20 protein-coding genes are annotated in these 20,050 nt (G+C 66.3%); 11 read left to right on the forward strand and 9 right to left on the reverse strand.

Annotated features, from left to right (window positions below):
- The first annotated feature begins 228 nt into the window (after positions 1 to 228).
- Positions 229 to 987, forward strand: coding sequence for a hypothetical protein (locus P12x_RS04285; RefSeq protein WP_435009599.1), 759 nt, complete (start codon positions 229 to 231; stop codon positions 985 to 987).
- Positions 988 to 1,119: 132 nt separating this feature from the next.
- Here the strand turns inward: P12x_RS04285 and P12x_RS04290 are convergent, their stop codons facing one another.
- On the reverse strand, positions 1,120 to 1,494 hold the full coding sequence (locus P12x_RS04290) for a hypothetical protein (RefSeq protein WP_435009600.1): 375 nt from the start codon (positions 1,492 to 1,494) through the stop codon (positions 1,120 to 1,122).
- 373 nt (positions 1,495 to 1,867) lie between these two features.
- Between P12x_RS04290 and P12x_RS04295 the strand changes: the two genes are divergently transcribed.
- Together P12x_RS04295 and P12x_RS04300 are read left to right on the forward strand one after the other, a co-directional pair.
- Complete coding sequence (locus P12x_RS04295; protein WP_435009601.1) at positions 1,868 to 2,890, forward strand: LIC_10091 family protein; 1,023 nt, start codon at positions 1,868 to 1,870, stop codon at positions 2,888 to 2,890.
- A gap of 148 nt (positions 2,891 to 3,038) precedes the next feature.
- A complete protein-coding gene (locus P12x_RS04300) occupies positions 3,039 to 3,725 on the forward strand; it encodes a class I SAM-dependent methyltransferase (protein ID WP_435009602.1) in 687 nt (228 codons plus the stop codon).
- A gap of 63 nt (positions 3,726 to 3,788) precedes the next feature.
- On the opposite strand, the gene P12x_RS04305 is transcribed toward P12x_RS04300, so the two are convergent.
- The 3 genes from P12x_RS04305 to P12x_RS04315 are packed head-to-tail and all read right to left on the reverse strand — an operon-like array spanning position 3,789 to position 6,513.
- On the reverse strand, positions 3,789 to 4,409 hold the full coding sequence (locus P12x_RS04305; protein ID WP_435009603.1) for a uridylate kinase: 621 nt from the start codon (positions 4,407 to 4,409) through the stop codon (positions 3,789 to 3,791).
- A complete protein-coding gene (locus tag P12x_RS04310; protein WP_435009604.1) occupies positions 4,391 to 5,425 on the reverse strand; it encodes a hydantoinase/oxoprolinase family protein in 1,035 nt (344 codons plus the stop codon). Before P12x_RS04310 ends, P12x_RS04305 begins: the two co-directional genes overlap by 19 nt.
- Positions 5,422 to 6,513, reverse strand: coding sequence for an ATP-grasp domain-containing protein (locus P12x_RS04315; RefSeq protein ID WP_435009605.1), 1,092 nt, complete (start codon positions 6,511 to 6,513; stop codon positions 5,422 to 5,424). Before P12x_RS04315 ends, P12x_RS04310 begins: the two co-directional genes overlap by 4 nt.
- Here P12x_RS04315 and P12x_RS04320 point away from each other — a divergent pair.
- Entirely contained in the window at positions 6,512 to 7,252 is a 741-nt protein-coding gene (locus tag P12x_RS04320; RefSeq protein ID WP_435009606.1) for a HisA/HisF-related TIM barrel protein, read from the forward strand. The two genes, P12x_RS04315 and P12x_RS04320, sit on opposite strands and share 2 nt — an antisense overlap.
- A gap of 44 nt (positions 7,253 to 7,296) precedes the next feature.
- Here the strand turns inward: P12x_RS04320 and P12x_RS04325 are convergent, their stop codons facing one another.
- Both P12x_RS04325 and P12x_RS04330 read right to left on the reverse strand, forming a co-directional pair.
- Positions 7,297 to 7,983: an AAA family ATPase gene (locus P12x_RS04325; protein ID WP_435009607.1), complete on the reverse strand. Its 687-nt coding sequence runs from the start codon at positions 7,981 to 7,983 to the stop codon at positions 7,297 to 7,299.
- A gap of 114 nt (positions 7,984 to 8,097) precedes the next feature.
- Positions 8,098 to 8,916, reverse strand: a complete 819-nt coding sequence (locus tag P12x_RS04330; protein WP_435009608.1) for a PhzF family phenazine biosynthesis protein — start codon at positions 8,914 to 8,916, stop codon at positions 8,098 to 8,100.
- A gap of 470 nt (positions 8,917 to 9,386) precedes the next feature.
- Here P12x_RS04330 and P12x_RS04335 point away from each other — a divergent pair, with 470 nt between their 5' ends.
- From P12x_RS04335 to P12x_RS04355, 5 genes are all read left to right on the forward strand, one after another.
- A complete protein-coding gene (locus P12x_RS04335; RefSeq protein ID WP_435009609.1) occupies positions 9,387 to 10,763 on the forward strand; it encodes a Gfo/Idh/MocA family protein in 1,377 nt (458 codons plus the stop codon).
- Between the two features lie 88 nt (positions 10,764 to 10,851).
- The gene (locus P12x_RS04340; protein WP_435009610.1) at positions 10,852 to 11,856 is read left to right on the forward strand and encodes a lysylphosphatidylglycerol synthase domain-containing protein; all 1,005 of its coding nucleotides are present in this window, start codon (positions 10,852 to 10,854) and stop codon (positions 11,854 to 11,856) included.
- On the forward strand, positions 11,853 to 12,815 hold the full coding sequence (locus P12x_RS04345; RefSeq protein WP_435009611.1) for a glycosyltransferase family 2 protein: 963 nt from the start codon (positions 11,853 to 11,855) through the stop codon (positions 12,813 to 12,815). Before P12x_RS04340 ends, P12x_RS04345 begins: the two co-directional genes overlap by 4 nt.
- Positions 12,805 to 14,337 (forward strand): hypothetical protein, encoded by a 1,533-nt coding sequence (locus P12x_RS04350; RefSeq protein ID WP_435009612.1) that lies wholly within the window; start codon positions 12,805 to 12,807, stop codon positions 14,335 to 14,337. Before P12x_RS04345 ends, P12x_RS04350 begins: the two co-directional genes overlap by 11 nt.
- A gap of 27 nt (positions 14,338 to 14,364) precedes the next feature.
- Positions 14,365 to 14,829: a hypothetical protein gene (locus P12x_RS04355; protein ID WP_435009613.1), complete on the forward strand. Its 465-nt coding sequence runs from the start codon at positions 14,365 to 14,367 to the stop codon at positions 14,827 to 14,829.
- Positions 14,830 to 14,850: 21 nt separating this feature from the next.
- Here the strand turns inward: P12x_RS04355 and P12x_RS04360 are convergent, their stop codons facing one another.
- Positions 14,851 to 15,435: a hypothetical protein gene (locus P12x_RS04360; RefSeq protein WP_435009614.1), complete on the reverse strand. Its 585-nt coding sequence runs from the start codon at positions 15,433 to 15,435 to the stop codon at positions 14,851 to 14,853.
- Between the two features lie 292 nt (positions 15,436 to 15,727).
- Positions 15,728 to 16,777 carry an SMP-30/gluconolactonase/LRE family protein gene (locus P12x_RS04365; RefSeq protein ID WP_435009615.1) on the reverse strand — a complete coding sequence of 350 codons (1,050 nt, stop codon included), beginning with the start codon at positions 16,775 to 16,777 and terminating at the stop codon, positions 15,728 to 15,730.
- 204 nt (positions 16,778 to 16,981) lie between these two features.
- Here P12x_RS04365 and P12x_RS04370 point away from each other — a divergent pair, with 204 nt between their 5' ends.
- On the forward strand, positions 16,982 to 18,295 hold the full coding sequence (locus tag P12x_RS04370) for a replication-associated recombination protein A (protein WP_435009616.1): 1,314 nt from the start codon (positions 16,982 to 16,984) through the stop codon (positions 18,293 to 18,295).
- A 193-nt stretch (positions 18,296 to 18,488) separates the two neighbouring features.
- On the opposite strand, the gene P12x_RS04375 is transcribed toward P12x_RS04370, so the two are convergent.
- Complete coding sequence (locus P12x_RS04375) at positions 18,489 to 19,160, reverse strand: hypothetical protein (protein WP_435009617.1); 672 nt, start codon at positions 19,158 to 19,160, stop codon at positions 18,489 to 18,491.
- A gap of 528 nt (positions 19,161 to 19,688) precedes the next feature.
- On the opposite strand from P12x_RS04375, the gene P12x_RS04380 reads away from it, so the two are divergent.
- Entirely contained in the window at positions 19,689 to 19,976 is a 288-nt protein-coding gene (locus tag P12x_RS04380) for a hypothetical protein (protein ID WP_435009618.1), read from the forward strand.
- Positions 19,977 to 20,050 lie beyond the last annotated feature (74 nt).

Below are 20,050 nucleotides of genomic sequence, written 5' to 3' on the forward strand. Positions count from 1 at the left end.
TAATTCCTCTCCCCTGTCTGCGAGTCGTGGCGCGAGACCGCGTCGAAATCCGATCGACCGGCCCCGGCGACCGGCCGAGGATGATCCCTTCCTCTCCTCAAAAAGGGTAGCATGATGCGATACCCCCCTCGGCGACGATGCCTCGACCTCCTCGGCTCCAGCTCCTCGCGAACCAGGGCCAGTCGGCCGTTTCGCTCGTCACCGGAATCGCTCGAGGCTCGGAAACTCATGGCGAGCGCCGTCGTGGCCGCCCCCGCCGCGAGTCTCGCGGCCCAGGATCTCGCCCCACGGGTGGGCTACGTCCAGTTTCAGCCGTTGACCGGCCGAGTCGGGGTGACCTTCACGGGCGACCTGTCCGGCATCGACCCATCGGTGCTCACCAACCCGGCGAATTACAGCCTGGTCCCGCTGAAGGTGAAGGCCACGCCTCCCGCGGTCAATCCCTCCAGGCCGGGAGTCGGGGTCGTCTTGATCCCGACCTACAAGGTCACGGGAGTTTCGCTCACCCCACCGCAAGCCCCGGGCGATCCGCAATACGCGGTGGTCGTCATCAATAACAACCAGCCGCTCCGACCGGGAACCTATCGGTTCAAGATCAAGGCGGCCGGGATCGTGAACAGTTCCGGAGTCGCGCTGGAGGGGGCTTACCGAGGGCTCTTTCCCTCGGGCAACGGGCATCCGGGGACCAACTTCGTGGCCGATTTGACCGTGGTCAATAATACGGTCTTGCCCGCGGCCCCGGTCCTCCTGAAGCCTCCCGGCCCGTCCGCGCCCGATGCGACCAGGCCGGTCCCGGTCTTCTACCCGACCACCCAGGAAGTCCTGGTCAAGATCGTCGGGAACAATAACCCTCAGACGAGGCTGCTGGGTGGCGGCAACGCCCGGGTCGTCGCGCTTCCGGGCCAGTTTTTCCCCGGTACTTTCCGACCGGCGGGAATGTTCGTCGGCGTGAAGGCGAGGGGCGCGGGGAACTCGAATCAATCTTGAAGATTCGGATGTTCCGATCATTCAATCGGATCGCGGTCGACGAAACAGGCCCGGTCGGTCCGCCCCGACCGGGCCTTGGTGGAATCTCGATCATGAACCCGACCCGGATGCCGATTGGCCATCCCGATCGAATCATGAGGTGGTGAGGTGTTTCTTGCCGGAGCTGGAGATGTGGTAGCGGAGGGCTCCGCTGGCCTTGTCCTTGGCACCTTTCTTGATCAGCTTCTTGGTGAGGAGCGATTCGATCGAACGCTCCTCGACCTTCTTGGCGACCATGTAGCCGGTGTCGGCGGTCTCGCCGATCTTCTTGAGCAGCTCGTCCTGACTTGCGGACAGCTTGATGGGTGCGGCGGCGGCCTTCTTGGGTGCCGCCTTCTTGGCGGGTTCCGGCACGGCCTCGACGGGGGCCTTCGCCTTGGGGGCTTTCTTGGGGGCGGTCTCCTTCGCCTCGGCCTTCGTCGGCGCCGCCGACTCGTCCTTCTTCTTGGTCGTCTTCTTCACCGCCATGGCTTCGAACCCCTGACCAGGATGAGTGATGGTCAGCGGACGGCAATAGATTGGCCGAACCCGCTTTAAGAGTTATTAGCCGATTATATCAGCCCTGGCAAGAGAGACCGTGTCCAGTTGATGATGGTTATTCAAGGATGTTGCTGAAAGGGCCGATTGCGCGGAGTCTGAGGGCGGCCGCCCCGTCGAATCGGGCCGATTTCGAAGGGCGAGCCCCGCCCCGAACACCCTCGATCGAGCCAGGCTCCTAGATGTCTATCCGAGGAAGATTCACTTGCGCATCGACTCGCTAGCCGAAAAATCGTCATCGACCGATAAGTGGAATCGATCGAGGAGTTGAGCCGGATGGCCCGGGCTGGCTATCCTGGCCCCCATGAACATCGAACGACTGATGGACGTCGTCTTCCCGGCTCGCGACCAGTCGCTCGCGAGGGTCGTCTCCGCGCTCTCCGAGCCCGAGACCGGTCGACCGGCGGACAATCTCGTCACCAACGAGGATTCCTTCGCGAGGGTGGCCGGCGACCTCGAAGCACGAGCGCCGAAGGGTGGCGTTTATCTCGGCGTCGGCCCCGATCAGAACCTGACCTACGTGGCCCGGTCCCGCCCCCGACTGGCCTTCGTGCTCGATTTTCGCCGGAGAAATACGCTGCTCCACCTGGTCCACAAGGCACTCTTCGCCCTCTCGCCCGACCGCCTTTCCTACCTCGCTCGGCTGACGGCCCGGAGCACCGAATGGCTGCCGCAGGACCCGACCGTCGACCAACTGGTCGAGGCCTATTCCGCCCCCGAGATGGATCGGGGGCAACTCGACCGGACCATTCTCGACGTGGCCGGGTACCTCGGATCGCTCGGCGTCGTCGGAGAGGCGGAGTGGCCCGAACTGGCCAGGATCCAATCCAAGCTCGCCGGCCCCGGCCTCAAGGCACGATTCCTCGCCATGCCGATGTATCCGACGCTCGGCCACCTGATGGGCACGCGCGACCGCTCGGGTCAACCGGCTCACTTCCTGGCCCGCGAGTCCTGGTATCGGTCGGTCCGCGAGGCGCAGCTCGGCGACCGGGTGATCCCCCTGGTCGGCGACTTCGCCGGTTCGAAGGCGCTCCCCGCCCTAGCGGCCTGGCTCAAGGGACGTCATCTCGCGCTCTCGGTCCTTTATATGTCCGATGTCGAGTTCTTCCTGATGCGTTCCGGTCGGTTCGCCGGTTATGCCGAGAACCTGGCCCGGCTCCCCTGGCTCGAAGGGGCGGTCGTCATTCGGACGAGCACTCGCGAGATCGACCACGACGACCGCGCGCCCGGCGATAGCTCGACCACCATCCTCCGACCGGCCGGGCCTTTCCTCGAACGGGCCCTCGCCGGGAAGTTCAGGACGATCGACGACCTCTTCGCCCGATGACCGAGGGCGAGACGATCGATCCTCGCTCCGATGGATGTTCCGGCCGCGATGAGTCATAATGGCGAACCAGGGCCGATCGGCCCATGTGACCGGCGGGCGATCTCGAAGATCAACTCGCGCCCGCGTGCCCACCCGGAGAAGCTCCGCGATGTCCCTGCCGCATAAGCTGGCGCGAGGTGTCCGCCGCCCGATCGCAAGCGTTCTCACCCTGGCCCGGCACTCCGCCTCGTATCCCTTCGACACGCCGATGACCCGCGAGGTCCACTCGATCGAGCGTCGATCGAGCGAGAAGGCGCTCCGGGCGATGAAGGACCTGCCCGGTCTGGAGGGGCCGCCTCGCCACGGCCTGCCCGGCCTGGCCTATCAGGTCGTCCGCCACTACAACCCCCACGTCGTCGTCGAGCTGGGCATCCTCGACGGGCTCGAAGCCCTGGCGATCGGCACGGCCCTCCGCGACAACAACGAGTCCGGTCGATTGTTCCTGGTCGATCCACGAGCGGGGGAGGAACCTCACCAGTCCTTGCTGGCCCGCCGCTCCGAGCTCGGGCTCGATGACGCGATCGTCCCGCTCGGGGTCGGCAACAACGAGGCTCGCGAGCAGGTGGCCCGTCCCGTCGACCTCCTCCTGATCGACGCCCGACGGACCGCCGAGGCCGTCGAGGCCGACTTCGAAAGTTACTGGCCGATCGTCCGCCCGGGGGGCATTGTTCTCTTCCTCGGGGTGACATCCTCTCCCGAGATCCGTCCGTTCTGGCGGAAGATGACCAGGAATCACGAGAACCACACCGTCCGCCGATTCGGCGGGGTCGGGTTCATCCGGATCAAGCAGCATTGATCGGAGTCGAGATGGCTGGGGCTCGGATCGACGAACCATCTCGCGACTCGTCCCCGGAGAGGCTCAAGTCCGCGAGAGGAGCGGGACCGGGATCGCGGCGGGCTCTCGGAGGTTCAGCGCGAGGACGGCCGGCAAGCCCGCCGCGACGCGAGGGGTCTCCGGGTCGATCAGGCCGATCCGGCTCGCGGATTCCAGGTCGAGCCCGAGCGGGATCGGGGTGCTCTTGAGTAAGATCAGCTCGCGAGCCCCCAGTCGGACGGCAACGCGTGCGGCGATGGCGTCGGTGGTTGTGGCCCAGGCGTGGGGCAGGGGGTCGGAGGATCGGTCATCCTCGTCCAGGAACCTCCGAGGGGCCAGGATGGCCGCTCGGCAGACTGCCCAGGATCCGCCAAGATTGTCGAGCGTCTCGACCACGCTCAGCCCCGGGACGATCGCGGCGAGGACATGAGCCGTCGAGTCCAGGACCCGGAGGGCCAGCGCATGCGACCGGGCCTCTCCCAGCCCGTGGGTCCGGTCGAGGTCGCGGAGGGCGTCGGCAAAACGACCTCCGCCGACAATCAGGACGATCCGATCGCCCTGGCGCGATTCGAGGTAGGCCGAGAGTCGGCCGGAGAGATCGGGCCAGTCGAGGAGGCTCCCGCCGACCTTGACCACGACCGGGGCGATCATGCGTTCGCGGCCCACTCGCGAGCCAGCTCGACCAACGCGTGGGCGCAGGCGGCTCCCGAGGCGACCGGCCCCCAGGCTTCGGCCAGGGAGATGATGATCCCGCCCGGCTCCAGGACCCGGTCGGCCAGCCTCCTGGCCAGGAACTCACCCGACCCTGACACGACGGCGTGTCGAGGTCGTCCGATCGTCGAGTCGGTGGCCCGACGTGTCGCGCCCTCCAGACGCGCCATCAGGGCGTTGTCGGCCGCCTCTGCCAGCGCGAAGGCATCCTCCGAAGAGAAGCCGTCCCGGTCGGCCCCGACCATCCGGGCCAGTCGGTCGACCGAGGCGTCGGCGGTCGAAGGGCGGCCGTCGGCGGTCGAGAGATCATTGGGATCCGAGGGGATCTCGCCGAGCGTCAGGTAGATGTCCAGCGTCGAGGCGAACAGTTCGGCCATCAGGCCGGTCGGCTGGTTCCGGAATGGTAGCTCGTGGGCGACGGCGCAGAGCGGTGTCCGGCGGGTACCGACGTAGACCAGCTCTCCGGTCTGGAGCCGCTCGGGGTCGGTCTTTCCCCGAGGCGCGGGTTTGCCGTCGATCAAGGGAATCAGGTCGGTCGTCGTCGAGCCGATGTCGATCAGCAGGCCCGGTCCTGGCGGGATGAGCCGGGCCACCAAGGTCGCGAGGGCCAGCCAGTTCGAGGCGGCGGCCAGCTCGGGCCGATCGCGGATCTCCTGCGCCGTGTGGAACAGCCCATCCACCCCCCAGACCGCGATCGGGCGTCCCTCCATCGCCGACTCGGTGGCCTGGAGGACCGACCGGACCCCGACGGCCTTGGTCGGGTAGCAGTCGCAGAGTTCGGCGGTCATGGTCAGGGCCACCCGGCCCGCGGCCGGCATCGTGCCGGCCAGCGTGGCCAGGCTCCAGGCCAGCTCCTCGGGCCTCTTCCAGAGTTCGAAAGGCATCGATCGGGCCTGGCCTTCGGAGTGGGCCGCCTTGAGGTTCGCGCCGCCGACGTCCAGGGCGAGCCATGAAGATCCCGGTTCGTTCATGCGTTCATTCCCTCGGGTCGGGCCGATCCGTCGGCCTCGAAGCGGATGGGGGGGTGTTCGTGGGCCTTCCGGAGTCGATCGGGCCAGTCTGTCTCGGCCAGGCCCGTCGAGACGGCATCGAGCCAGGCCCCGGCAATCGTGCCGGGGGGCAGGAGCTGAGTCAACCCAACATAGGAGGTCGTCGGCCTGGGGTTGATCTCCAGGATCACCGCATGACCTTCCCCGTCGAGCAGGAAGTCGACCCCGACGAACCCGCGGAGCGATGGGGATTCGAGGTCGTTCGCGACCGAGGTGATCGCCGCTTCGACGGCCTCGGGGCAACGCCCTCGCCTCTCGGGGATGATCCCACCTTGATAGGAAATCCGGCCCTCCTCATCGACGGCGATCCGCTGGCGACCGATGGCCAGGAGGGTCGGTCTTCCTCCGAGGTCGACCAGGAAGCTGGCGCTCATCGGCTCGCCGGGCAGATATGGCTGGATGATGGCCGTCCCGTCGCGATTGGCCCAGGTCGGGCACTGGCGATCGCGAACGACGAAGGTGTCGACCGATCCGGCCCCCATCGTCGGCTTCACCACGATCGGGCCGGTCCAGTCGGCCGGCAATTCTCGCTCGCCCGGCCCGAGGGTCCGGGTCGGCGGCGAAGGGACTTCCCGGCTCGCGAAGTGCTGGGCCAGTCGCGCCTTGTCTCCGACCAGGTCGATGGCGGAGGGGCTGGATCCGAGCGATTTTCCCCCGGCGCGTTCGATGGCCCGGGCCAGCCCGGCGAGGATCCCGTCGGTCTCGGGTGCGATCAAAACGGTATAATCCGCCTCGGCCGCGATCGACTCGAAGGAAAGCTCGCCGGGATCGCGGATCGGCCAGGTGTAGACCCCGGGACCGCCCGGGGTCGAGAGCCGAGCATCCAGGGGCATCACGACCTGAACGCCCGGGACGGCGGCGAAGTCGCGAGCGAGGGCCAGTCGCATCGCGGTCCCTTCCGAGGCCCACGACTCCGGCAAATCGCGGCCCGCGAGACCGCCCCCGGTCACGTACTCGAAAATCAGGACCATCGACGGATGGCCATTCGGCCGAGCCCACGGATCACCCATGCGAATCATCCCCGTCCTCGACATCCGGCACGGCCGGGCCGTCCACGCGATCGCTGGAAACCGAGCCTATTATGAGACGCTCCGGAGTATCTTGCACGGGGATCCCGATCCGATTGCTCTGGCCCGCTCGGGCCGGGATGCCTGGGGGCTCACCGATCTCTACCTGGCCGACCTCGGCTCGATCCTCGGCGAGTCGCCCCCGGACCTCTCGCTCTACCGGGAACTCCGAGGGCTCGGGCTCGACCTCTGGGTCGACGCGGGGATTCGCGAGCCCGGCGATCTCCCGGGGCTCCTGGAGTCGGGTGTTCATCGGCTGGTCGTCGGCCTGGAAACCGTCCGAGGCCCCGAGGCCCTGGCCGGGATCGTCGACCGGGCCGGGGCCGACCGCGTGGCCTTCAGCCTCGACCTTCGCGAAGGCCGGCCGATGGTCGAGACCGCCCTCGACTGGAAATCCGAAGACCCCTCGGAGATCGCCCGGCGGGCGATCGAGGCGGGGGTTCGGACCATCATCCGGCTGGACCTGGCGCGTGTCGGGACGGGCCGGGGCCTGGGTGACCTCTCGGGGATCGCGGGGTCTCGGACGGTCGATTGGTTGCTGGGCGGGGGGATTGCCGGCCCCGATGATCTTCGAGGCCTGGAGAAGGTCGGAGTTGCCGGAGTCCTCATCGGTTCGGCCCTCCACGACGGGCGGATCCGGGCCGAACATCTGGACGCCCTCCGGGGGCGGAGTTCGGGGTGAGGCTGCCCGGGGGGGCGGGGCATCGCCTCGTTTCGTCGAGCAATTCAGCGGCCGTCGGACCAGTTGACGATCCGGACTTCACCCTCCTCATCGTCGAAATAATAGACGAGCGGGTGGATGTTGGGGACGTGCCGGAGGTTGGACTTGGCGACGGCAAGCCGTCGCCCTCCGTGACCGACGGGGGTGAGGTGGAGGATCGATCGCGGGGTCCCGTAGAATTCGGGGTCCTTGTGCCGACCGGAGTCCTCGCCGATCGACTGGATCGCCAGGATCGCGGTGCCGGTATCCCGCGCGAGATGGTCGAGATTGCGGATCACCTCGACCGGGCTATTCTCGCAAGAGAGGCAGATGTAGGACGGGAGGGGGTCGATGATCAGCAAGGAGGGCTTGAGTCGAGCCAGGTCGTCCCGGTCGATCTCGCCGTCGATCGCCCAGATGTGGGCGAGATCGGCGTGAGCGGCCTCGAGCCTCGGACTGATCGTGTCGGCCAGGTCGTCGTCACCGCTGAAGATCACGACGTTGGCCGGCGCAGTGCCCAGCTCCTGCCGGTCGCAGGGCATCGGGGCCCCTCGACTGACCCGGGCGGCCAGCTCCAGCGCCATCGACGACTTGCCGACTCCGGGCTCGCCCTCGAGCAGCGTGACCTTGCCCAGGGGGATTCGCCCCTCCCAGAGCCATCGGACGGCCTCGGATCGGATCTCGGCCAGGTTCCGGAAGACGACGTTGCTCATCGGCCCACCCCCGGTGATTCGGCGGGACCCGGTCGGTGTCGGCGGGATCGCCGAGCGGGACCGTCCCTCCCGAATCCTATTCTACAACGGGATCCCATCCGACCAACGCGACATCTATGACGGGATTTCGACCTCGGAGGCTTCGCCGACCAACTCTCCCCGGAGGACCGTCACCGCTTGTCCCCCGAGCTTGACGCGGTCGCCTTCGATCCGAACCCTCACCACACCCCCGCGGCTCGACGCCTGGTAGGCGACCATCTCGGCCCGGCCGAGCTTCCCGAGCCAGTAAGGGGCGAGTGCACAATGGGCCGAGCCGGTGACGGGGTCTTCCCGGACACCGACGCTGGGGGCGAAGAACCGCGAGACGAAATCGAATCCCGGCGAATCGGCGCGGGCCGTGACGATCAGGCCACGCGCGGGGATGGCCTCCAGGAGCCCGAAGTTTGGCTTCATCGAGCGGACGACCGCCTCGGACTCGACCTCGGCGAGGACGTCGAACCGGGTCATCCCGGCCGCGACGACCGGCACCCCCAGGGCCTCCGCGATCGGGCCGGGTTCGGCATCACGCTCGACCGGCGTGGCGGGGAAGTCGAGCGTGATCCGGTCCCCCTCCCTGGTCGCGATCAACAGCCCGCTCCGGGTCCGGAATTGGGCCGAGGCTCCCGGGGCGAGGTGGCCGTCCTCCCAGAGGACGTGCGCCGAGGCCAGCGTGGCGTGTCCGCAAAGGTCGACCTCGACGGTCGGCGTGAACCATCGGAGATGAAAGCCCCCCTCCTCGGGGACCAGGAAGGCCGTCTCGGACAGGTTCATCTCGGCGGCCACGGCCTGCATCCAGGCCGGATCGACGGGACCGGGGAGGACGCAGACCGCGGCGGGATTCCCGGCGAAGGGGCGGTCAGTGAAGGCATCGACCTGGACGATCCGTTGCGGCATGGCGGGCGGTTCTCGAAGGGGCCGGGCAATGGTGGAAGGGACGACGCTCTACCGACCCGGAGGACCGGTCCGGGGTTCGGCCTGATCGGGAGTCGGGGTGCGATGGCTGCATCGAGGAGCCCCCGGCCTCCAAACCCGGGCAACGAGACGGCCGACAAAATCATGATACCTCGTTCCGGGTGGTCCTCGGGGGTGATAAGATCGGGGACCGGGCCGGACCCGGCGTTGGATTTCAGTCTTGAGCTTACGGATCGCCGATGTCAGATCGCGGGGCGTAGACGACGGATTCTGGATTGCGGGACGCGGGCGACGGATTCTCGTGCTTCGAACGATCGGGGCACGGCCTCGCGCGAGTGGATCCAGTTTCTCACGCCCGGGTCTGGGATCGGGTCTCTTTCCCTTGCGATCGACGCCCCAGGTCCGGCCATCCCGGACTATCGGACCGCCCGCTCTCACCCGGAGGATTCGTGATGACCGAGGGGAATTTGTCGCGTCGAGGCTTCATCGATCGCTCGACGGGGGCCTTGCTGGCCGCCGGCATCCCGGCGTGGTTCGCCCGCGAGGCGATCGCCGATGACGAGGAGAAGAAGGCGGCCGAAGGCCGGAAGAAAGTCGGACCGAACGATGAGATCGTCATCGGCTTGATCGGCTCGGGAGGCCAGGGCACTTACGTCACCAAGGTCGCCCTGAAACAGAAGGGCGTCCGGATCGCCGCCCTCTGCGACGTCGACGCCACCCGTCGCGACAAGGTGTCCGAGGATCTCGCCAAGGAAGTGGTCAAGAATGGCGGGAAGCTCAAGGCCGAGGATATCGCCAAGTATGCCGACTTCCGCGAACTGGTCGCACGCGACGACCTGAACGCCGTGGTCGTCGGGACCGTCGACCACTGGCACGCCATGACCTCGATCGCCGCCATGAAGAATGGCCTCGACGTCTACTGCGAGAAGCCGCTGGCCCTGACGATCGCCGAGGGGCAGGCCATGCTGGCGGCCACCCGGAAGTACGATCGGATCTTCCAGACCGGCAACATGCAGCGCTCCGACCCTCGTTATCGGCTGGCCTGCGAGCTCGTCCGGAACGGTCGGATCGGCAAGGTCCACACCGTCGAGGCCCGGATCGGCCAGAACCCGGTCGGAGGCCCCTTCCGGGAGTCCTCGGTCCCCGAGGGGCTCGACTGGGATTTCTGGAAAGGCCCGACCCCCGACTTCGCCTACATCAAGGAGCGGTGCCACTATGAATTCCGCTGGTGGTACGAATACTCCGGCGGCAAGCTGACCGACTGGGGCGCGCACCACAACGACATCGCCCAGTGGGGCCTCGACAAGGACGAGACCGGCCCGGTCGCCGTCACCGCCGTCGGCACCGAGCCCCCCAAGGACCCCGTCCACAACTACAACTGCCACGAGAGCTTCGCCGTCACCTACGAGTACGACGATGGGACCCGCCTGGTCACCACGTCCGAAGGGGAGAACGGCAACCGCTTCATCGGCGATGATGGCTGGATCTTCGTCAGCCGGGGCCGGATCGAGGCCAGCGACCCGAAGCTCCTCGAAGAGCCGCTGCCCGCCGACGCGGTCCGGCTGTACAACACCGGGTCGTCCCCCCGGTCCAACGAAAACCACATGGTGAACTTCCTCGAAGGGGTCCGGACCCGCAAGCGGCCGATCTGCGACGTCTCGGTCGGCCACCACTCGGCGAACGTCTGCCACCTGGGCGCGATCGCCCTGAGGCTGGGCCGTCCCCTCCGCTGGGACCCCAAGGCCGAGCAGTTCACCGGCCCCGACGCCGACAAGGCCAACGCCATGGTGTCCCGCGAGTACCGGTCGCCCTGGAAGCTCGAAGTCTGATCACTCCGGAGAGTCCGGCGGCAGGGCAGGCCTTGTCCTGCCGCCGGATCGAGTCCGGCAGGCCAAGCCCTGCCCAATCAAGGACCGAATGCTGGCTACCTCCCGCCCCTGGGCTACTCTCCGATCCTGGAAGCCCGTCCTCAAGACGGTGCTCACCATCCTGGTCCTGGTGTTCGTCGGACGCCACGTGGCGCGAACCTGGCGCGATCTCCTCGATCGCGGCATGATGCCGAGGCTGGACCCGGGCTGGGTCGCGGCCTCGGCCGGGCTCTACCTGGCGGGACTCTGCGCCTTCGGGGCCTTCTATTGGAGGATCTTGAAGCACAGTCCGACCCCGACCGCCTTCTACCCCGCGCTCCGGGCCTACCTGATCAGTCACCTCGGTAAGTATGTCCCCGGCAAGGCGATGGTCGTGGTGATGAGGGCGGGCCTGGTCGCCCCCTTCGGGGCCAGGCCGGCGACGGCGGCCTTCGCCACGCTGTACGAGACGCTCGTCATGATGTCCGCCGGCGGGTTGATCGCGGCGATCGGATTCGCGGCCGGATCGGGGCCTTCGGCGGCGGTGCCGGTCCCCTTTTCGGGGGGGAGGGAGGTCGAGGCTCCCCTGGCCCTCCTGGGCGTCGGGTTGGGCCTGATGTTCCTGGTGGTCGTCTGGCCTTCGGTCTTCCCCCGGCTGGCGGGACTGACGCGAATCCCCTTGCCCAACGTCGGCCCGGAGGCCTTGCCCCGATTCTCCGTGGGCCTGCTGTTCGAGGGGATCCTGTGGTCGCTCCTGGGCTGGTCGTTGCTGGGGCTGAGCCAGGTGGCCGTGATCCGGGGGCTGGTCCCCTCGGGGCTCCCGCCCGGGTCGTGGCCCCTGGCGATTGCCAGCGTCGCGCTGGCGACGGTGGCCGGCTTCGTGGTCCCGGTCTCGCCGGGGGGCCTGGGCGTCCGCGAGTGGGTCCTCTGGACGGCCCTGGCCTCGGCGATCGACCAGGATCTGGCGGTGGTCGCCGCGCTCGTCCTGCGGCTAGCCTGGGTCGTGGGGGAGGTGGCCGCCGCGGCCTTGCTGTTCGCGATCCGTCCCTCACCTACGAGTCTCCCAACGTCATGATCAGCGTGGTCATCCCCCTCTATAACGAGGCCGAGAGCCTGGCCACCCTGCACGCCGAACTGTCCCGGACCTTCGAGGTCGGGGCGCTCGGGCCGGTCGAGTTCGTCTTCGTGGACGATGGGAGTCGCGACGGCTCCTGGCGAGTGATCCAGTCCCTGGCGGCGACCGACCCGAGAGTCCGGGCGATCCGCTTCCGCCGGAATTTCGGCAAGGCGGCCGCCCTCACGGCCGGATTCCGGACCGCCCGGGGCTCGATCATCTTCACCCTCGACGGCGACCTCCAGGACGATCCGGCCGAGATCCCCCGGTTCCTCGAACGGCTCGAAGAGGGGGAGAAGTTCGACGTGGTCAGCGGCTGGAAGCGGACCCGCCACGACCCCTGGCACAAGGTCGGGCCCAGCCGGATCTTCAACCGGATGGTCAGCGGCCTGACCGGCTGCCGGCTCCACGATCACAATTGCGGATTCAAGGCCTATCGACGCGAGGTCCTGGACGAGGTGACGCTCTACGGGGAACTCCACCGATTCGTCCCGGTCCTGGCCCACGAGCGAGGTTTCCGCGTCGCCGAGATCGTGGTCCACCACCGGGCCCGGAAGTTCGGCCAATCCAAGTACGGGATCGCCCGCTTCATCAAGGGGTTGCTCGACCTCTTGACGGTCCACTTCCTGTCCCGGTACGGCCAGCGCCCCCTGCATGTCCTGGGGGCGATCGGCCTGGCGATGCTGGCGATGGGCGGGCTGGGGATGACCTACCTGGCGATCCTCTGGCTGCTGGGGGAGGAGTATCGACCCATCGGCGTCCGACCGCTCCTGTTTTACTCGGGGACCCTCCTCGGCGTCGGGACTCAACTCCTCTGCCTGGGGATCCTGGCCGAGATGGTCACCGCTTACAATATCCGCGAGTCCGACACCTTCAGCGTGGCCGAGAGGCTAAATTCGAACGAAGCCGATGAGCGATGACGGATGGTCGATCCGCCGACATCGCACGCCGACCTTCCCCAACGAGACCTCCCTTGAGAGCCCGAGCATGGAACCTCGCCCGACCTCCGATCCCTCGAACACGGCCCGTCATTATGTGGGCCTGATCGTCATCGTGGCGGCGACCGCGCAGTCGCTCGGCGTGGCCCTGCGGATGCCGACGCAGCTCACCGCCAATGATATCTCGCGGTACTGCACGGTCTGGTCGCTCCTGGAGCGGGGGACCTACGCGATCGACGACTGCCCCTGGCAGAAGGACACTCAGGACAAGATCAGGAAGGCCGACCCGTTCTCGAAGGAAACCCCCGCGCCCGAGCACTACTATTCGAGCAAGCCTCCCCTGTTCTCGACGCTGATCGCCGGGGTCCTCTATCCTTTCCGAGTGGCGACCGGCGTGCCGCTCGACTCGACGTTCGAGCAGAAGCGACTGGAGAGGAACGTCCAGAAGGAAGTCCCGGGGGAGCCGGGGCGGACCCAGTTCGTCAAGGAGACGCCCCCCCCTGTGATCTGGCAGGCGTACATCCTGTATCTCAAGCCGGCGATCCTGCTGGTGAACGTGGTGCCCTTCGCCTTCTTCCTGGCCCTTTATGTCAAGCTCCTCGATCGGTATGCCCCCGACGACTGGGCCTGGTTCGTCTCGCTCTTCGCGGCGGCCTGGGGCAACTCGCTGGTCGTCTTCAATTCGAGCCTGAACAACCACACGATCGCGGCCTATTCGGCCTTCTTCGCGATCTACGCGTTGATCCGGATCCTGGAAGAGGAGGCACCCAAGGCGTCGACCTTCGCGATGGCCGGGTTCTGGGGGGCCTTCTGCACCTGCAACGAGGTTCCGGCGGCCCTCTTCGGGGTGTTGCTCTTCCTGCTGATCGCCGTCAAGGACGTTCGCCGGACCTTCCTCTATTTCGTCCCGGCCGCGATCTTGCCCCTGGTCGCGTTCTTCGGCACGCAATATCTAGCCATGGGCACGTTCCGTCTGGCTTACGAGGAGTTCGGGACCAAGGCCTATAATTACGAAGGGAGCTACTGGAACACCCCGCTCGAATTCGACTGGTTCAACCTCCACCCCGAGCCCAAGGGCGTCTACCTGTTCCACATGACCTTCGGGCATCACGGGATCTTCTCGCTCACGCCGATCTTCCTGTTCTCGATCTACGCTTGCCTCCGGAACATCATAGGGTCCGGTCGGCCGCTCAAGGCGGTCTCGTGGGTCACCTTGGTCCTGACCATCTTCATGCTGGCCTTCTACACGGTGAATCCGAAGGCGAGCAATTATGGAGGGTCGACCTCCGGGCTCCGCTGGCTCTTCTGGCTGATCCCGCTCTGGCTCGTCGTCCTGCCGACCGGCCTGGAGGCGGGACCGGAGAAGAAGTGGGCTCGACGCCTCTCCCTGACGGCGCTGGGGTTCTCGGTCCTCTCGGTGGGCTACTCGATCCGGTCTCCCTGGAGCCACCCCTGGATCCTCGACCTGATGGAACACCTGAATCTCTACACGATGGTGCGATGAATCGGGGCAAGTGGGGGATGCGGCCTCATGTTCCTGGTGACGTCTTCCCGGCACTTCCTGAAAACGATCGCGCCGACAAGACCGCTCCGGCAACTCGTGGAAGTCGCCTTGGTCGTCATCGTCTCGTGCCTCTTCCAGGCACTCTTCCCGATCGAGTGGGTCACCTGGGAGAGCTTGGAACGGGTCCGAGTCGGGATGCCACGCCAGGCCGTCCGGAGCCTGTTCGTCCGGTTGCCGGACGAACGGATCATCGCCCCGGGGAAGGTTGTCGATCCTCGCACCTTCGAATGGGCCGACCGTCGCCTCCGGCGGGCCGACCTGCCGAAGGGTGCGCGAGACTACCGGATGGACATCTGGGAATCGCCCGGTCTTGGCGTTGTAGTGATCTACGACGATGAAGATCGCGTCGCGTGCCAACTCTCCAACACGGGTCACGTCCGGGAGGATCGGGTCATCGGAGCCTTGCGATCGGTCCTGCGCCGGCTCTGGTGATCCTCGCGAGCGATGAGTGACTCATCGGGGACGTTGGCCCGCCCATTCCGGGTCATGGCCTCGGAAATCGCCCGTGTGAACGGGAGGTAGATTCGGCTGGGGACCTCGGCGGCGGCCGTCGAAGCGATTCATCTGGCTCAGGATGAGGAAGGAAAGGTCGGCCCGGTCGATCTTCCTGCCGCCTCGCCTTTCGGCCTCCTTGATGAAGTCCGAGGCGCACGAGGCGGCCTCGTCGGCCGAGAGCAAGCCGTCTCGGTCGGTGTCCGCGTTGTCGAAAATCTTCAGGACCATGTCATTAAGCGGGACCTGCGGATCCTGCCTGGAATTGGGCCTCCTCCAGGAGTCGAAGCCGTCCGAATTCGGCACCGATTGGCCATTATCCGAACCCATCTCGATGTATCCGGCGGTGAGGATCATCACCAAGATGTTGGCAACGAGCCCCACGACGGTCAGGATCATCACGTTGTCCTTGACCCGGCCCCGGATCAAATTGTGCAAGCTGGCCGTGGCGATCGCCAGGGTCAGCGCGAGGAAGACCCCTACGATCAGCTCCTCGGCGCTCCGCCCCAGGAGGAAGTTGACAATCGAGTCGAGGTAGTGACGCATCGGCGATGTCTCGTCCATGTTGAGGTTTATGCCCCGGCTTTTACCTTCCGACCTCACCGCGTTGGAGGCCCTTGGCGTTGGTATTTCGCGGACTCCTAGAGCCGCCTTCCCTCACGGCCTACTCTATATCCTAATTCATCTTCGACGAAGAGGAGACCTCCAAGGTGATGCCAATTGTCCAGAAGCCTGGGCGGGAGAGCGATCCTTCCTGATTCGCGGGCTCCGGCGTGTTCGATGCTGGGCCGATGGAAGAATCGGCGGCTCGTTCGATCGTCCATCGACCCCGTGGAAATCAGAATCCTCGCCCCTTGGTCGTCGTCTTGATGCGGGCCAGGTACATGTCCGCGGTGATGTAGAGGGTCGAGCCGTCGTCGCCGAAGTTGACATTGGCCGTGGCCTCGCCGGTATTGAGGGTCCCCAGGTGGGTCCCGTCGGGGGCGAAGACCAGCACGCCGCCGGGGCCGGTGGCGAAGAGGTTGCCGGCCTGGTCGACCTTCAGGCCGTCGGGGAGCCCCTTGAGGGTCTTGACGCCCCGGGTGGCGTCGAAGAAGACCCGTCCGGTCCCGATGGTCCCATCCGCCTGGACCGGGAAGGCCATCCAGATGGCTTTGTCGGGGTCGGAGTTGGCCACGTAGAGCGTCTTCTCGTCGGGGGAGAGGCCGATCCCGTTGGGGTAGGTCATCTCCTTCGTGAGTAGCGTCAGCTTGCCGTCCGGCGCGAGCCGGTACACCCCGTTGAACCGGAGTTCCTTCTTGGGGTCGTCGTTCTTCCCGATCAGTCCGTAAGGCGGGTCGGTGAAGTAGAGCGAGCCGTCGGAGTGGTAAACGGCGTCGTTCGGGCTGTTGAGCCGCTTGCCTTCGTACTGGTCGACCAGGGTGACGAACGTCTTGTCGGGGCCGAGCCGGGAAACTCGCCGATCACCGTGCTGGCAGAGGACCAGCCGACCTTCCGGATCGAGCACCAGGCCATTCGATCCGGGCTCTCCCCCGCGCGGGGTCGAACCGGTGTAGCCGCTGGGCTTGAGGAAGACCTCGGGCTTGCTCATCCCCTCGGCCCATCGGTAGACGATATTCTCGGGCACGTCGGAGAACAGTAGAGCCTTATCCTTCGCGACCCAAACCGGCCCCTCGGACCAGTCGAAGCCCTCGGCCAGTCGCTCGATCTTGGCGTCGGGAGGGATCAGCTTGTCGAATCGGGGGTCGAATCGCTCGATGGTCCCCAGGCTCGGCTTCTTGGAAGGGGCGGAGTCCTGGGCCGAGACGCTCCCGACGATCAGGGCGATGGCCCCGCAGGACGCCAGGAGGCGAAACGTTCGGATCAGGCTAGGTTTCGATCGGTCCATGTTGGGGATTCCCTCGCGATGCCCGGCCCCCGGCAAAGCCCGACGGCCCGGATGTCCCAAGGTAGTCGCCGATGACCCGCCGGGCAATGCCCGGGACCGGATCGGACCTCGCCCCGGTGGCTGACGGCATGGTCAAGCCCCGAAACTGGGGGTAAGCTGGCCCGTTCGAGAGATCGGGCGAATTGGCGAGCGGGAGGATCTGCGATGGCCAGGGAAGCGACGGGAAGCTTGTTCGGCGAGCCCGAGGAGACGCCCGATCGAGAGCCGGATCCCGATGCTCCTCTGGCCGAGCGGATGAGGCCGAGGACCATCGAGGAGTTCGTCGGCCAGGGGCAGCTCCTCGGGGAAGGTCGCCTGGTCCGCCGACTGGTCCAGGGACGGGGACCGCTCCCTTCGATGATCCTCTGGGGGCCTCCGGGGACGGGTAAGACCACGCTGGCCCGCCTCCTCGCGGCGACCGGCGACGCCAGGTTCGTCCCGCTCTCGGCCGTCCTGTCCGGCGTCAAGGAGCTTAGAGACGCGATCTCCGAGGCGCAATCGGCCCGGCGTCGAGGGCGACGCACGGCCCTTTTCGTCGACGAGATCCACCGATTCAACAAGGCCCAGCAGGATGCGTTGCTGCCGGCCGTCGAGCAAGGGACGGTCATCCTGATCGGGGCGACGACCGAGAATCCCTCCTTCGAGGTCAACGCCGCGCTCCTCTCCAGGGCCCGGGTTCTCACCCTCCAACCCTTAACCGGAGGGGATGTCGAGATCATCCTCCGGCGGGCCCTCACCGACCCCGAGCGGGGCCTGGCACGGCTCCGGCCCGAGGTCCCCGATCGGGAACTGGCCCGGCTGGCCACCGGGGCGGCGGGCGATGCTCGGGTGGCCCTCACCGCGCTCGAGACCGCGGTCCTGGCGACCGGGCCGGACCCCGACGGCTCCCGGCGGGTTGATGGCGACACGATGGCCGAGGCGCTCGGGAGGGCACGCTACGCCTACGACAAGGGAGGCGAGGAACATTTTAATCTGATATCGGCTTATATCAAAAGCCTCAGGAATTCCGATGTCGATGCCGGGCTCTACTGGCTGGCCCGATTGATCGAGGGGGGCGCGGACCCGATCTTCATCGCCCGGCGTCTCTGCATCCTCGCCTCCGAGGATGTCGGGATGGCGGACCCGCAGGCCATGATTCAGGCCGCTTCCGCCGCCCAGATCGTCCAGTTGATCGGGTTGCCCGAAGGACTCTACCCGCTCGCCCAGGCGACCATCTATCTGGCCCAGGCCCCCAAGTCGAACGCCGTGAAGCGGGCCTATTTCGCAGCGGCCGAGGACGCGTCGGCGACCTCTCGCGAGCCGGTCCCGATCCATCTCCGGAATGCGGTCACCCCGCTCATGAAAGACCTTGGCTACGGCCGGGAATATCGCTACGCGCACGACGACCCCGCCGCGAAGGGCGAGATGCCCTGCCTGCCGGATACCTTGTTCGGTCGAATTTACTACGAATCCAGGCCGGAGGGTCCGCGAGAATCGTGAGCCGATCCGAGCGGTCTGAAAATCCGAGCGAACCTCGGGAGACACTCTTATCGAAGGTCCATCCCCCGAGAAGTCATGGACCTGGCCGGAGACCATCGAGCGAGCGACCGCCGATACGATCAACCCTGGGGCGAACTTCTCGCGATCGGGCGAAGATCGGGAAATGCCTGGCGGACCAGAGAAGCATCGTTCTCTACTTTTTGGTCGATGCGACCGTCCGTTCGGCATCCATGAGCGTTTGCTCGCCATCGAGACGCCAGCTACTACCTTCCAGGGCCATGTGGACGTTCAACTGTATGGGCGGTGCGGAGGGCGAGTCCCCGGTGATCACGGCCATCATGACCAGCGATGAGTCCTTATCGGGGTTCCCGCTGAACAGTGATGGTGTGATCGGAGTGTCGGCGGAGACTTTCGCCGCATCGACCTGCTTTCGGACCACGTCGAACCACTTGCCCGCGGCCTCGTTGGACGACTTGGTGCTCATCGAGATCACCCCGGAGCGGTCATTCTTGACCATGGATTCGAGGATCGACTCGCTGGCTCGCTGGTAGCTGGGGCCTCCGGAGCGGGGGAGGACTTGAAAGGCCAGCGCGGCCAGCAGGACGACGGGCACGGCGATCTTGGCAGCGACCGGGATGCTGGACCAGCTTTCGGCAAAGTTGAACGGCTCGCTGGGGGCGGAATACCGGACCTGGGGCCGCTGCTTGTCCTTGGCGTGGGGATCGCCCGGCGCTCCCATCACCATTCGACCGGTGTTGTCGAGGTGGAAAACCGCCTGGCATCCCCTGCAAGTTAGCTTCGCATTGAGCCGGTCTGGAGGAACGCTTCCCTCCCGACCGCATTTGGGACACTCGATCGGAATCATGCGAGTTCTCCGAAAGCGAAACGCGGACGGAGTTGCCAAGCCAAAGGGGCAAGCAGAGCTACGTCTTGATTGAAGGGCATCGAGAAGACAGGGCGGACGGAGTGAGTCGTATGTCGACCATCTTGCCAGGAGTCGTCGGCGATTGGTAGAGCTTAGCGCGGGACGGCATCGGAGTCGTGGCGTTGTCACGACTCTTCGGAGAAAATCCGAAATGGAGGCTTTCGCGATCCTCCCGCTCAGGGGATACTGATTTTAGACCGGACCTCGATCCAACCCAGGAGGTTGCATGTTTGGATCGCCCGGCCAGGGATCGAGAATCTCGGCGGACGCGAGTCCGGAGCAATCGCGCCGGCTTCCAGGTTGCTGTTCATCGGATCAGTGAACGCGGGTTTGATGTTCCGTCATTGTGCGGGACGATCTCATGATCAGAGATCAGTAACGATCGAGTCCCGGGCGATCAATGTCTTCGCCCGGGCGTCCAGTGACCAGCATCGGTCAGGGATGACCAGGGCGAAGGAGCCCTCCAGGATGAAGAATCGACTGGAAGAATTGTGGAAGGCCGCCGAGGACGGAGCATCGGTTCCTCTGGGGCCCTGGATGATTCAGACCGGTTCCGAGATCGAACTGATCATGGATGCCTGGTTTCGAGAACGACACACGAGCATCGAGTTGGAGATCCTCCTGTCGCAGTCCAGGGCGATGATCGCCAGGCTGCTCTCCGGGGAAATCGACCGGACGAAGAGCCGGAGGAGCGCCCGGCGTCTCCTCCGGAAGATCGACACGATGATCCGTTCGGGGAACTCGACAGATGACTGATTCGACCCCATTGCGGGCTTTTTCGCCCTCGCGGTTCGTGCGGCGGTAGGCCTAGTGGCGGTGGACGAGGGTTC

The organism is Tundrisphaera lichenicola (assembly GCF_051175385.1).
Lineage (GTDB): Bacteria > Planctomycetota > Planctomycetia > Isosphaerales > Isosphaeraceae > Tundrisphaera > Tundrisphaera lichenicola.

Excerpts from the sequence above, each read along its gene's own strand:
- P12x_RS04285 (WP_435009599.1), top strand. The coding sequence starts at position 229 with ATGGCGAGCGCCGTCGTGGCCGCCCCCGCCGCGAGTCTCGCGGCCCAG.
- P12x_RS04290 (WP_435009600.1), bottom strand. The coding sequence starts at position 1,494 with ATGGCGGTGAAGAAGACGACCAAGAAGAAGGACGAGTCGGCGGCGCCG.
- P12x_RS04295 (WP_435009601.1), top strand. The coding sequence starts at position 1,868 with ATGAACATCGAACGACTGATGGACGTCGTCTTCCCGGCTCGCGACCAG.
- P12x_RS04300 (WP_435009602.1), top strand. The coding sequence starts at position 3,039 with ATGTCCCTGCCGCATAAGCTGGCGCGAGGTGTCCGCCGCCCGATCGCA.
- P12x_RS04310 (WP_435009604.1), bottom strand. The coding sequence starts at position 5,425 with ATGAACGAACCGGGATCTTCATGGCTCGCCCTGGACGTCGGCGGCGCG.
- P12x_RS04320 (WP_435009606.1), top strand. The coding sequence starts at position 6,512 with ATGCGAATCATCCCCGTCCTCGACATCCGGCACGGCCGGGCCGTCCAC.
- P12x_RS04315 (WP_435009605.1), bottom strand. The coding sequence starts at position 6,513 with ATGGGTGATCCGTGGGCTCGGCCGAATGGCCATCCGTCGATGGTCCTG.
- P12x_RS04325 (WP_435009607.1), bottom strand. The coding sequence starts at position 7,983 with ATGAGCAACGTCGTCTTCCGGAACCTGGCCGAGATCCGATCCGAGGCC.
- P12x_RS04330 (WP_435009608.1), bottom strand. The coding sequence starts at position 8,916 with ATGCCGCAACGGATCGTCCAGGTCGATGCCTTCACTGACCGCCCCTTC.
- P12x_RS04335 (WP_435009609.1), top strand. The coding sequence starts at position 9,387 with ATGACCGAGGGGAATTTGTCGCGTCGAGGCTTCATCGATCGCTCGACG.
- P12x_RS04340 (WP_435009610.1), top strand. The coding sequence starts at position 10,852 with ATGCTGGCTACCTCCCGCCCCTGGGCTACTCTCCGATCCTGGAAGCCC.
- P12x_RS04345 (WP_435009611.1), top strand. The coding sequence starts at position 11,853 with ATGATCAGCGTGGTCATCCCCCTCTATAACGAGGCCGAGAGCCTGGCC.
- P12x_RS04350 (WP_435009612.1), top strand. The coding sequence starts at position 12,805 with ATGAGCGATGACGGATGGTCGATCCGCCGACATCGCACGCCGACCTTC.
- P12x_RS04355 (WP_435009613.1), top strand. The coding sequence starts at position 14,365 with ATGTTCCTGGTGACGTCTTCCCGGCACTTCCTGAAAACGATCGCGCCG.
- P12x_RS04360 (WP_435009614.1), bottom strand. The coding sequence starts at position 15,435 with ATGCGTCACTACCTCGACTCGATTGTCAACTTCCTCCTGGGGCGGAGC.
- P12x_RS04365 (WP_435009615.1), bottom strand. The coding sequence starts at position 16,777 with ATGGACCGATCGAAACCTAGCCTGATCCGAACGTTTCGCCTCCTGGCG.
- P12x_RS04370 (WP_435009616.1), top strand. The coding sequence starts at position 16,982 with ATGGCCAGGGAAGCGACGGGAAGCTTGTTCGGCGAGCCCGAGGAGACG.
- P12x_RS04375 (WP_435009617.1), bottom strand. The coding sequence starts at position 19,160 with ATGATTCCGATCGAGTGTCCCAAATGCGGTCGGGAGGGAAGCGTTCCT.
- P12x_RS04380 (WP_435009618.1), top strand. The coding sequence starts at position 19,689 with ATGAAGAATCGACTGGAAGAATTGTGGAAGGCCGCCGAGGACGGAGCA.